Source organism: Mesorhizobium bavaricum (genome assembly GCF_056781655.1).
This window is the reverse complement of the sequence record NZ_JBXAYV010000002.1, coordinates 211,102-223,343: the sequence shown is the minus strand read 5'-3', so window position 1 is coordinate 223,343 and position 12,242 is coordinate 211,102. Positions and strand designations below refer to the sequence as shown.

General features: G+C 56.5%; 7 protein-coding genes and 2 pseudogenes. 3 read left to right on the top strand and 6 right to left on the bottom strand.

What is annotated here, in order from left to right; translation table 11 throughout:
- Positions 1-10 precede the first annotated feature (10 nt).
- From AC1RZR_RS37265 to AC1RZR_RS37250, 4 genes are all read right to left on the bottom strand, one after another.
- On the bottom strand, positions 11-868 hold the full coding sequence (locus tag AC1RZR_RS37265; RefSeq protein ID WP_481829654.1) for an ABC transporter permease: 858 nt from the start codon (positions 866-868) through the stop codon (positions 11-13).
- 33 nt (positions 869-901) lie between these two features.
- Entirely contained in the window at positions 902-1,858 is a 957-nt protein-coding gene (locus AC1RZR_RS37260) for an ABC transporter permease (protein WP_481829653.1), read from the bottom strand.
- Positions 1,859-1,872: 14 nt separating this feature from the next.
- Positions 1,873-3,462, bottom strand: coding sequence for an ABC transporter substrate-binding protein (locus tag AC1RZR_RS37255; protein ID WP_481829652.1), 1,590 nt, complete (start codon positions 3,460-3,462; stop codon positions 1,873-1,875).
- A gap of 158 nt (positions 3,463-3,620) precedes the next feature.
- On the bottom strand, positions 3,621-4,742 hold the full coding sequence (locus AC1RZR_RS37250; RefSeq protein ID WP_481829651.1) for a mandelate racemase/muconate lactonizing enzyme family protein: 1,122 nt from the start codon (positions 4,740-4,742) through the stop codon (positions 3,621-3,623).
- A gap of 458 nt (positions 4,743-5,200) precedes the next feature.
- Here AC1RZR_RS37250 and AC1RZR_RS37245 point away from each other — a divergent pair, with 458 nt between their 5' ends.
- Positions 5,201-6,778: an ABC transporter substrate-binding protein gene (locus tag AC1RZR_RS37245; protein ID WP_481829650.1), complete on the top strand. Its 1,578-nt coding sequence runs from the start codon at positions 5,201-5,203 to the stop codon at positions 6,776-6,778.
- A gap of 68 nt (positions 6,779-6,846) precedes the next feature.
- The gene (locus AC1RZR_RS37240) at positions 6,847-8,055 is read left to right on the top strand and encodes a M24 family metallopeptidase (RefSeq protein ID WP_481829649.1); all 1,209 of its coding nucleotides are present in this window, start codon (positions 6,847-6,849) and stop codon (positions 8,053-8,055) included.
- Between the two features lie 156 nt (positions 8,056-8,211).
- Here AC1RZR_RS37240 and AC1RZR_RS37235 read toward each other — a convergent pair whose 3' ends face one another.
- The gene (locus AC1RZR_RS37235; RefSeq protein ID WP_481829898.1) at positions 8,212-9,459 is read right to left on the bottom strand and encodes a pyridoxal phosphate-dependent aminotransferase; all 1,248 of its coding nucleotides are present in this window, start codon (positions 9,457-9,459) and stop codon (positions 8,212-8,214) included.
- 5 nt (positions 9,460-9,464) lie between these two features.
- A pseudogene (locus AC1RZR_RS37230) lies at positions 9,465-11,101 on the bottom strand (thiamine pyrophosphate-dependent enzyme).
- A gap of 392 nt (positions 11,102-11,493) precedes the next feature.
- Here AC1RZR_RS37230 and AC1RZR_RS37225 point away from each other — a divergent pair.
- Positions 11,494-12,102, top strand: a pseudogene (locus tag AC1RZR_RS37225) (cobalamin-dependent protein); the annotation flags it as partial.
- Between the last annotated feature and the right edge of the window lie 140 nt (positions 12,103-12,242).

Below are 12,242 nucleotides of genomic sequence, written 5' to 3'. Positions count from 1 at the left end.
GGCCGCTGGCTCAATCCTCCTTAAGCCCGCTAGCACGATGCAGAAACCAGTCCACGACAAGATTGATGGCCACTGACAGGAGCGCAATTGCGCCGGCGGGAAGGAGAGGCGTGATATCGCCGTAAGTGATCAAGGTCGCGCTATCTCGCACCATAGACCCCCAATCTGCAGTGGGTGGCTGGATACCGAGACCGAGGAACGAAAGGCCGCTGATCAGCAGGAAAACGAAGCAGAACCGAAGTCCAAATTCGGCTATTAGCGTAGGCGCGACATTAGGCAGAATCTCCCGGCTCATAATCCAGATCGGACCTTCCCCGCGAAGCCTCGCGGCCTCCACGTAGTCGAGAACGGCTACGTTTATTGCCACGGCCCTGGTGAGCCGAAACACACGGGTGGAATCCAGCACGGCAATAACGATTATGAGGGTGGGTATGGAGGTGCCGAAAATTGATAAGAGAAGAAGCGCAAAGATCAGTTGCGGGATCGACATCAGAACATCGACCAGTCGCGATAGGATCTGATCCGTCCACCTCCCGAAAGCGGCAGCTGCCAGGCCCGCTGTAGCACCCAAGGTAAAAGCCAGGATCGTTGTGATCAGAGCGATTCCGATGGTGTTCCGAGCGCCGAACACGAGCCGGGTAAACATATCACGCCCCAGGCTGTCGGTGCCAAGCCAGAACTGGCCTCCCCAAGGTTCGAAGGGCGTCGCTACTATTTCCGCTTCCCCATAGGGTGACAAATAGGGAGCAAAAATTGCCGTTAGCAAATAGAGCCCGATGATTGTCATCCCGATTTGGGCACTTAAAGGCACGGAAGCGAGTTTTCTAGCTCCAGATCTGAGTGCACCGTGCGGGTGTAGAATTGTCATGAGTGTTACTCGCCGCTGTCCCGATGGTCGGAATTATTTCGGATGCATGAGTCTTGGGTTGACGACGATTGATAGAACGTCGGCCGTAAGATTCAAAATAACGTAGGTGGCCGCAAATATAAGACTGCACGCTTGGACAACCGGAATGTCCCGTTTTTGTACAGAATCTACAATAAGTTGACCAAGGCCTGGGTATACAAAAACGACTTCAACGACAACAACCCCAGTTATGAGATATGCCAAGTTGAGAACGACGACGTTGGCTATTGGCGCTAGCGCATTAGGAAAGGCATGACTGACGAGGATTCGCCATTCGGGCAATCCTTTCAGGCGTGCTGTCTCAATATATTGATTTCCTAATAGGGTGACGATCGAAGTGCGCGTCATTCTCATCATATGGGCAATGACTACAAACGATAGCGTTAGTGCCGGAAGCGCAATGGTTTGAACGCGCCCCATAATACTAGTGTTGGGATCGACGTCGGAAAGGCTTGGAAGGACGCCCGCATGGACGGCGAGGATCAATATAAGGATGTAAGCCACGAAAAATTCTGGGAAAGAGATCCAGGTAAGAGTGATAACGTTGATCGCGCGGTCTATGAACGTATTTCTATAAAGCGCTGCGACAACTCCTCCGCACAGGGCCAAGGGAACAGAGATGGCTGCTGCGCTTGCCGCGAGAATCAAAGTGTTCACAAGCCTCGGTCGGATCGCTTCAGAAATGTCTCTGCCACTGGCTAGAGCATTTCCAAAATTGCCGTGCAACACGCCCCAAAACCAGTCAACGTAACGAATGTAGAATGGCAAATCGAGCCCTAGGCTCTTGCGGAACGCTGCGACCGTTTCGGGTGTCGCCGACTGCCCCAGAATCTCAGTGGCGGCGTCGCCGGGAAGGAATTGAATCCCAGCGAAGATGATGAGTGAGACAATCCACAAAGTCAGCGCGCCCAAGGCGACGCGCTGACCAATGACTTTCGAAATCGCCGTCATTCCTTCACAACTTTCTATACATCGGTGAACCACCACCGCTCTGCGCAACGGTAGCCGTCCCATTCCCAGTTCGATGCGATTTTGTTGTGACCGACTTTTACAGACAGTGCACTTACATAATTGGCGAAGAGCGGGATGACTGTGCCGCCGTCATCCCTGCAAAGAAGTTGCATCTCCGCGTACATTTCACGCCGTTTGGCGTCGTCAAGTTCACCTCTTGCCGCAACGAGAAGTTCGTTAAAGCGAGGGTTCTTCCAGTGCGTTTCGTTCCACACTGCATCTGCAGCGTAAACCTGGGAAAACATCCAGTCTGCGGTCGGCCGACCTGCCCAATAGGTTGTACACCAGGGCTTTTTCATCCAGACATTATCCCAGTAGCCGTCACTAGGTTCTCGGACGACATCGATAGTGATCCCCGCCTTGGCAGCATCTTGTTGATAAACGAGCGCGGCATCGACCGCCCCGGTGAAGACTGAATCAGCAGCCGACAGGCTCACTTTCAAGTCCGATACACCCGCCTTCTTCAGATGGAATTTGGCTTTGTCGGGATCGAACTCTCGCTGTGGGAGGTCTTTTGCGAAGAAGCGATTTGAGGGGGATATAGGATGGTCGTTGCCTAGTTGGCCATATCCATATAGCACCGTGTCGAGCAGTTGTTGCCGGTTAACGGCATGCTTCAGAGCCAAGCGCACATCGACGTTGTCGAACGGGGCAGCATCAACAAGCATTGGGAACTGGTAATGCTGGGTGCCAGTCAGCGACGATATTTTCAGGTTCTTGTTGCGCTCAAGGAGGTGGAGGGTCTTAAGCTCGCATTTGTCCATTGCATGGATCTGGCCTGTCGACAGAGCAGTTGTGCGGGCCGCAACGTCATGAATTGCGAGAATTTCAAAAGAGTCGAACCAGGCCGCGTTTGGCTTCCAATAGTTTGCAAAACGCTTAGACGATGCCTTGACGCCAAAGTCAGTGGCATCGAGCACATAGCCGCCGGCACCAACGCCGGAGGTGTCTGCACTTCCGTCCTTAGAAGGCATGATCGCTAAGTGATAATCCTCCAGAAGGTACGGAAAATCTGCATTGCCTTGTTTCAGAACTACGGTAACGGTCTGCGGGCCATCGGACCGAATGTCTTCGATTGGATCGACGATCGTCTTTGCCCCGGACTTGGATTGTTCGCCGCGGTGATGATTAATCGACGCGATGACATCTTCGGCGCTTAGGGTCTTGCCATTGTGGAACTCTACCCCTTTCCGAAGTTTGAAGGTCCACGTCTTTGCGTCCTTTGACGGTTCCCAAGCTTCGGCGAGTTCACCGACCAGATTCCCGTCGGGATCCAATTCGGTAAGATAGCCGTGCAAACTGTGGCCGAACGTTTCGGTAAACGAACTCGACCATGTGGCCGGATCGAGCGAGTCGGTCGTAGAACCATCTGCGACGCCGATCTTGAAGTGCCCACCTTTCTTAGCCGTAGCGCTTTGCGCGACTGCCGGAAATATGGACCCTGAGGAACTGACCGCAAGCGCTCCCACAGCTGCCGCAGATTTTAGAAAACGCCTACGGCTCACGCCCGAAGATGAGGTCAAACTTGTATCCCATTTGTCCATTTCAATCCCCTGTGTTTTGTTGGTCTGTGGTTGGGTAATTCGCTTCTAAGACCATGCGCAGTTCGACAGCCGGCAAGCGCTCGACGCTTGTCGACAAGTCGGAGGACGCCATCAGCGTCCCGTAGAGCCCGATTGCCCCGACTCAACCCGCAGCGGCATCAATTCCTCTCGAGTACGGCAACGGGTTCTCCGAGCAAGCTTTCGTCCACGTCGATGCCCAGCCCAGGACCGCAATCATCGGGAATACGTATGTCTCCCGCGGTAACGACCAACGGGTTCTTGACCAAAGGTATGAGGTTATCCCTGTCATAGTCGTACAGTGTCCAAATGAGGTTTCGCGGCAACGTATGTGCCATATGGGTTACGCAGGCCGCCAGAATGCCCGTTCCATGGAAATCTTCTATCCGGACTGGCACGCCCAAGATCTTTGCCAGACTCATAGCCTGACGAGCGGCCTCCAATCCGCCGACACAAGACATCTTGAGTGTCGCCGCGTCCAAAATGCCTTCTTGGGAAGCTTGCAAAAAACGTCGTGGGCTGTCGATGACCTCGTCAAGCATGAACGGAACTCCCGTTCTCTTGGCGACAATCCTGCATTCTTCGTAGGTATCGCAGGGGTTCTCGATCATGGGGGATAGATCTCGAACAGCAGAAATGATCCTGATAGCGTCGTCTACAAGCCATGCCCGATTAGAGTCATACCAGAACCGCTCATGAGGGAGCGCCATGTCCTGGACCATGCGAATGGTTTCAATGTCCTCATGGGCTTCGCCGGCTCCCACTTTAATTTGGAAGCGGTAAACACCCCGAGCACGCTCTTTTTCCAACACGGCCAGAGTCTGCTCGCGCGTACCGATCCGGACGAGAGTGTGAACGGGAAAACTGTTGGAGACTCGCCCACCCCAAAGGTCAACGAGAGACAAACCGTGAGACTTTGCCGCCAAATCCCAAAGTGCCATCTCCAGGGCCGCTTTGGCGTTTCCATGGCCCCTTAGTGCAAGAGCAACGTCATGAAAGATCGCTGCCACTTGGCGCGGATCCCGGCCCAGCACCACGGGTGCAACGTGCCGGATACCTTCACGGGCGCCGGCGGAAATTTCAGGAAGAAAGTATGGCGGTGCTGACACCACCTCACCCCACCCAACCAGGCCGTTATCCGTTTCTATCTTAACGACAAGGTCATCCAAAGCGGGGTCGAACGACTGGCTCGCAACGTATCGCGTCAGGTCCAAGCCGATAGTTACCGGAATCGAGTAAAGAGTAATTCGATCAATACGCATCTTATTCCCTTGCTTCCCATTCGAGGGCAGGCACATCCGCTTATCGGTGATGCTTCACGGCATTGTGCCGCGCTTAGAACTTTCCGATCGGACCGTACCGGACCCTGGGCCAAGAGAGCATCGGGTCCATCGGTAGTTAACCAGGCCTTGTCGTCGCATGACCCAGCACTGCTCGCACAAGTGGCTCAAGCCGCTCTCGGTGGTTACTTGTTCCCGTGGCAGTGGCGTACTGCAATTGAAATCCGCTCCGGCAGGCTTTAGTGGCCTTCAAGTTCTAAGCGGGCGCAGCGCAGGTGTTTCTCACCCGACGTGCCCAGTTAAACGTTTCCGTCTAGTCACATTTTTTTCGTTTGGGCTTGAATCTAATTGGATTGCTCGCAGGCCCGCAGCTTCGCAAATTGGTCACAATGGGGACCGTAGCGTCAGGCAGAACGCCTGCCGCGAATAAGGAGCTACCAATGGCCCGACTAGACGACAAGCTCTCGCGTGGCGCCACGCGCCGGGAAGTAATCAAAGGTGCGATGGCGGGCATGGGAGCCATCGCTCTCTCGTCCCTCCCGGCGCTTGAGGTGCAAGCTGCGCCGAACAAAGGCGGCACGCTACGCGTCGGCCTCGGCCACGGTAGCACCACTGATACGCTCGATCCTGGGCTTTTTGACAATGATTTCACGATCTTCACCGGCTACTGTTATCGCGGGCATCTGACCGAGATCGCGCCAGATGGAAAAGTGACTGGCGATCTTGCGGAGAGCGTCGAGCCTAGCTCAGATGCCAAGACCTGGAGATTCAAGCTACGCAAGGGTGTCCAGTTTCACAACGGGAAGACAGTGGACGCCACTGATGTTGTCGCCTCCTTCCGGCATCACATGGGTGAAAAGTCGACTTCAGCCGCCAAGGCGCTGTTGGAAGGGGTGAACATAAAGACAGATGGCAACGATGCGGTCATTTTTACCCTTAGTGGCGGCAACGTTGATTTTCCGTACATTGTGAGCGACTTCCACTTCGCGATCATGCCCGCCAACGCGGATGGCACCGCGGATTGGAAGTCCGGTATCGGTACGGGTGCCTACAAGATCGAAAACTTCGATCCGGGTGTGCGTGCGGAGTTCTCGCGCCAACCCAATTTTTACAAAGAGAACGCAGCATTCTTCGACGGTGTGTCGGTCCTATCGGTCCCTGACGCAACTGCTCGTCAAACGGCCCTGCGATCTGGCAGCTTCGACCTGATCGACCGGATTGATCTGAAAACGGCGCACCTGCTGGCAAGGGTGCCGAATCTCGCGATTTTCGAAACCAAGGGTACAGGGCACAACACCATCCCGATGGATGTACGAAAAGCGCCATTCAACAACGTTGATGTCCGCCTAGCGCTGAAATACTCCCTCGATCGCGAAAAGCTTTTAGAAACGATTCTGCTGGGTCATGGTGAGGTCGGCAACGACCATCCGATCAGCTCCAAGAACCGGTACCACAACGGTGAAATGCTCCAGAAGAAATTCGATCCGGACAAGGCCAAGTTCCACTTAAAGAAGGCGGGGGCGTCGGATCTTTCGGTCGATCTGTACGTTTCTGACGCAGCGTTTGCCGGCGCTGTGGACGCTGCGGTGCTCTATCAGCTGCATGCGAAGCAGTCCGGCATCAATATCAACGTCGTGCGCGAACCCAACGACGGCTACTGGTCGAATATCTGGATGAAGAAGCCGTGGTCCTTTTCCTACTGGGGCGGGCGGCCGACCGAAGACTGGGCTTTTGTGACAGCTTACGCTCCTGGAGGCAACTGGAACGAGACCTTCTGGGAAAACCCACGGTTTTCTGAACTCCTTTTAACGGCACGGTCCGAATTCGACGACAACAAGCGCAGGCAAATGTACTATGAGATGCAAGCCATTCTCAGTGATGATGGCGGCGCAATCGTGCCTCTGTTCAACAACTATGTGGACGGGGTGACAAGCAAACTGCACATTCCCGATGTCACGGCCTGGAACTGGCCTCACGACGGGCACAAATGCCACGAGCGGTGGTGGTTTAACGCATAGAACCGCCGTCTTGGACAACTCTTCACGGCGTCATCAGGCATTAAGTTGAAAGTAGATAGATGGTGAGCATGCACACTGAGGTACGCCGGAGGATCCAGGCTGAACTGCAGAAGGACGGGTCAGCGGCGTACCTAGCGATCACACCCGCCAATTTCTTTTACGCGTCCGGCTATCACAGCAGTTTTCTCGATCTAAGCTGGCGCATGACGGGCACCGACATGGTTTTGATCCCGGCCGATCCTGGCTTAGAGCCCGTCATGATCGTCAGCGACTTTCTATGCGGCGCCGCGGAACGGGCCACCGACATTCGAGATATCCGTGCGTACTCAATGTGGATCGAGGCGCGCGATCTAGATATCGTTGCGTCTCGGCCGAACGACGCCCGCCCCGATTTGCGCCCTGTGCGCCCGGAGCAATACAGGCATGCCGAGATTGCCGCCATTGTTGCCGGTGTCCTCGAAGAATGGAAATGTGCCGGCGGTCGTGTTGCGACTGATCTGGACTTCATGCAGGTCGAAACCCGGACACACTTGGCAAATGCCTGCAGCCGGGCCACGTTCGTCGACTGGGCCGATGCCATTTACAAGCTGCGCGCGATTAAACATCCCGAGGAAATCAGGCGGCTGCGCAACGCTGCCATTGTCTTTGATAAAATGCTCGAGCGTTCTTTCGGGGGCATCAAAGAGGGTTATTCCCTCGAAGAGATGCGCGTCGAGTGCGAGCTGGGCGCCATTGAAACCTTCAGAGCCAACCCGGCGATCGGGGAATATCAAGGTAGTTGGGCCTTCAACGCCATCGGCATAGGCGACACCAACAAAGTGAAGAATGGCGACGTCATCAAGGTCGACGCTGGCGTCCGCCTGAGTGGCTACTACAGCGATTGCGCGCGCGTCGCGATCTTTGGGCAACCATCGAAAGAGGCGCTGCTGGTTTATCAAGCCCTCAGCAAGGCATATGACGCAGCGGCCATGGAGCTGAAACCAGGCAATACCATGCGCATGGTTCACCAGGTTGCGGAGCAGACGGTCCGGGCGAACGGTCTGCCGAACTACACGCGCGGTCATTTTGGTCATTCGATTGGAATCGACAACCTGGTTGAAGAACGGCCGTTCATTGGGATGAATGATACCGTTCTTGAGCCCGGCATGGTGGTCTGCCTCGAGCTTCCCTACTACCCGCCTAGCGTCGGCGAGTTCAACATCGAGGATATGTGGCTGATTACGGACACCGGCGCTGAGTGCCTGAATTTCGCGTCACGGGACCTTCTTTTCGTCTGAAGTAGGCTGTAGGGCACCTGGCCGCGGCGAGCTCCTTGGGAAAGCTGCCTCGCCTCGGTGCCTGTTATGGGTGGCACGCAGCTACCACGCGATACCTCGGAATAGCGATGCAACGGGTCGACGGCTGGGACGGGCGTCGACCCGCGCGATCTGTTGCTAGGACGTAAGCTCTTTGCTGACAACAAGATTGGCAGGGGTTGTCATTTCCCCCGCTCTCAGCTGGCTGCAACCCGCAGCAATCCGTCGAATACCTTCGACGATGTTCGCATCAGACGTTGCTACCGACAGTCTTATGAACGGGTCCCCATAGAAGGCGGCCCCTGGCACTGTGACTACGCCCGCAGCCAACAAATGATCCGCAAAGTCAGTCGATGATGCGATGACCTCGCCGTTGGGTGCCTGTTTGCCAATGTACGCCCCGCATTCCACATACAAAAAGAATGCGCCCTGGGGCATTCGAGGCCTAAGGTCGGGTACCTTGGAGAGGGCGTCTACCGCGAGAGCGCAACGCCTGCGGTAGACCTCGCGCCATTCCGCTAAAAACTCTTGCGGACCGTCGAGGGCGGCGATGCCCGCAGCTTGGCTAATTGAACATGGCCCGCCGCTAGTCTGGGAAAACAAAACACGCAAACCGGTGGTCCACCAAGATGGTCCACCTGCATATCCGATGCGCCATCCGGTCATTGCGTAAGCCTTCGACAACCCGTTGACCGTCAACACCCTCTCAGCTAGGTCCGGAGCCACTTGTGCCAGCGTCGCGAAGGTCGCCGGCGCGAAGACGACATGCTCATAAAGATCATCTGAGATTACGTTGACGTGGGGATGACGACGCAGCACCTCCGCTATGGCACCGAGTTCCTCGGCGGACGCTACCGCACCCGTCGGATTGCCTGGCGAGCACAGAAGAAGGAGCTTCGTTTCAGCCGTGATCGCCCTTTCAAGCTTGCGGGCGTCAATCCTATATCCCTCGGATTCCGCAGTCTCCAGCAGCACGGGTGTTGCTGCACATACCTGCGCCATGCCTACGTGTGACGTCCATGCTGGGGTGGGGATAATAATCTTATCCCCTCGGTTCAGAACCACCTGCATTGCACTCGCAATCAGCGGCTTTGCGCCGGACGCGATTACGACCTGGGAGCGCTCAAAATTCAAACCATTGTCCCGCGCGAATTTTCGTCGTACCGCGTCCTTGAGAGCCACCGAACCGTCTGCAGCTGTATATCGTGTATACCCCGCATTGATCGCGTCGATCGCCGCCTGTCTGATGTGCTCAGGCGTTTCGAAGTCGGGCTCGCCCAGGGATAGATCGATGAGATCAGTACCACGCGATCGCAACTCGGTGGCACGGTCAAACATCGCACCGATTGGGGATCCCGGAACCTTGCGGATCGTGTCGGACAACATCACTCTCAAGCCTCCGCCAAAAAGTGGTTCGGGCCGAGACTCTTCGGTCCGACCAAAACGTGGATTACGGCGGCGCGGCCCGATGAAAGGGCGCGCTCGAGCGCGGGTTCAAAATCCTCGGTCAATTCAACCCGTTCACCATGTGCGCCATACCCCTCTGCGACCTTGGCAAAGTCGGGATTACGCAGATTGGTCCCGGAGACCCGTCCTGGGTAACGTGCCTCTTGGTTGCCACGAATCGTACCGTAGCTCTCATTGTCGATGATGATGAACAGTGGGTCCAGCTGGTACTGGATCGCAGTTGCAAGCTCCTGGCCGTTCATCAGAAAGTCGCCATCTCCGCCGATGTAAATGGAAGGCGAGTGTGGTCGCGCAAACTTGGCCGCAACGGCAGCTGGAACGCCCATACCCATCGCCCCGTTGATCGGAGCCGCCGCTCCCAAGAATTGCCGATAGCAGTAGTGGATATTGGCCCAATCAGTGGCGTTCCCGGCACCGGTGGTCATTGTCGTGTCGCGAGGAAGGCGCTCGTTGAGCACGCGCATGACCTCGGCCATGTCGACCGGCCCAGGTTGAGGCGGCAACGTCACATGGGCCGTGTAACCGGCCAAAGCGTCGGACGTTGCTGCGGTATGGAGACGCGTGGGCCGAAGTTCAGCGAGCGCCAAAGCGGCGAGGCTCGGGTCCGCCAGGATCGGCAAATCGGCCTGATAGAGCCTCCCCAGTTCTTCCGCCCCCGGGTGGATATGTACAAGCTGGCAGTCGGGTCGTGGCGCTGCAATGATCTTATGTTTCATCGTAGTCGGATCATTCAGGCGGGAGCCCAGAGCGATAACCAAATCGGCCTCGCGGGCGTATTGGTTCGGCTGCGGTATGCCGCCCCAAAGCCAACACTACCTACAAAGTTGGGATGATCATGGGGGAATAATCCTTGGCGCCGGAAGCCGATGGCGACGGGCAGGTCATGTGCCTCGGCAAACCGAATGACGGCCGCGTGCCCCTCTGGTGTCCAGATTGTTCCTCCCAACAGTAACAGGGGTCTTTTTGCCTGCTCAAGCATTTGGCCGACTGCATAGATGTCTGCGGGAGAAGGAGTGGCGGGCGTCGCTCGAGCCGCAGCTAGGTCGGGGGTATCGGTCAGCGAAAACAGCATATCTTCGGGCAGCGCAAGCGCAACCGGCCCTGGTCGTCCGGACACTGCGATCTTAAACGCTCGGTTGACGTACTCAGGCAGCCGGGCGGCGTCATCTACTTCCGCTACCCACTTCACGGTTTCACCGAGGAAGCGTCTGTAATCAATTTCTTGGAAAACTTCGCGGTCGCGGTAAGGCCGGCTAATTTGGCCAATCAGGAGGATCATCGGCGTCGAGCCCTGCATCGCGGTATGCAAGCCGATCGTGGCGGACGTCACGCCAGGTCCCCTCGTTACGAAACAGATGCCAGGGCGCCCCGTCAAATCCCCATAGGCTGCGGCGGCAAAGCTTGCGCCTCCTTCTTGCCTCATGGTGACATAGCGCAGGGCATTCCCCTGATCGTGAATGGCGTCCAGTGCGGCGAGGTAACTTTCTCCGGGCACACCAAAGATCACCTCGGCCCCGTTTATCCGTAATGCTTCAACTAGAACCTGCCCGCCGCTCCGCATGATGCCCTCACAATGGTTGCAAAAAGCCCCCGGGTGATCCTTGACCACCCGACTATGACGTTCTGCGGTTGAATTCGATGCGGTAGAGAAACCAGAAATCTGCGGCCATACCCAGCGAAAAAAATTCATTGGGTGCCAAAAATCCTCAAGGAAGTTCACCCTACGCGATACCGTGGGCGGACGAAAATCGGGGGGGAGCGCGAGTTCTGTCGGTGCAAGTCCTGCTGAAGCCACAAGGCGCAAAAAAGCCTGGACATCGCTGTCCCGGGTCGCAAAGTGGAAGGTCCAGTATTCGGCGGCTATCGAAACCGCCTCAGTCTTCTACTCTGGCGCTTTTAGCGCTGCAGACAGCCAGCCCCTGGCGTCAAGCTCCTTCTCGGCCTGCAACAACCCGCTCGGCCTTGGGGCGCGTTCTACGCTTTGGCTGCTCGCATCATGCTCGCGCGACGGTTGGGGAGATTTCCGACGCCCTGCGTAGCGCCTTCGGCGATCACGTGGCCGTTCCTGAGGTGACCTCGGAGGTTTACGGCGCCTCCGTCCAGAAATGAGCCCGAATACCAAACCCTAATGTCCCGCGTCAGAGACGTTGCCGTCTCGCTTGGCGGCCAACCGAAGCTGATGGTGGCCAAGCTCGGAAAGGATGGCCATGACCGCGGCGCCAAAGTGATTGCACCGGCGTTTGGCGATTTCGGCTTCCACGTGGTCGGTGGGCCACTGTTGCAAACCCCGGAAGAAACGGCAGGCATGGCCGTGGCTTCTCATGTGCATGTGATCGGAGCGTCCTCGCTCGCCCCCGAACACAAGACACTACTTCCCCACCTCGTCGAAGCGCTGAAAGCAAAAGGCGCTGAAAACATCATCGTCGTGTGCGGTGGCGTGGTGCCGCGTCAGGATTATCAGTTTGACCATGGAGTAGCCGCCGTGTTGGCCCTGGAAACCACGTCCTGGATGCAGCACGGGCGGTCGTCGATCTTCTGGAAGGAAAGCGCCGCGACCACTGACCAAAGAGGACGGTTGCCTCCATGCCTCCGTAGTCGCGCAATAATCAGGGTTAAGAAGCCGAGGTGGCCGAGCCCCTCGATTCAAAATGTCTATCGAACGCCTTCCCCTCGATTTTAAGCTACTTGCAAGTGGGCTTCGC

Excerpts from the sequence above, each read along its gene's own strand:
- AC1RZR_RS37240 (WP_481829649.1), top strand. The coding sequence starts at position 6,847 with ATGCACACTGAGGTACGCCGGAGGATCCAGGCTGAACTGCAGAAGGAC.
- AC1RZR_RS37260 (WP_481829653.1), bottom strand. The coding sequence starts at position 1,858 with ATGACGGCGATTTCGAAAGTCATTGGTCAGCGCGTCGCCTTGGGCGCG.
- AC1RZR_RS37265 (WP_481829654.1), bottom strand. The coding sequence starts at position 868 with ATGACAATTCTACACCCGCACGGTGCACTCAGATCTGGAGCTAGAAAA.
- AC1RZR_RS37235 (WP_481829898.1), bottom strand. The coding sequence starts at position 9,459 with ATGTTGTCCGACACGATCCGCAAGGTTCCGGGATCCCCAATCGGTGCG.
- AC1RZR_RS37245 (WP_481829650.1), top strand. The coding sequence starts at position 5,201 with ATGGCCCGACTAGACGACAAGCTCTCGCGTGGCGCCACGCGCCGGGAA.
- AC1RZR_RS37250 (WP_481829651.1), bottom strand. The coding sequence starts at position 4,742 with ATGCGTATTGATCGAATTACTCTTTACTCGATTCCGGTAACTATCGGC.
- AC1RZR_RS37255 (WP_481829652.1), bottom strand. The coding sequence starts at position 3,462 with ATGGACAAATGGGATACAAGTTTGACCTCATCTTCGGGCGTGAGCCGT.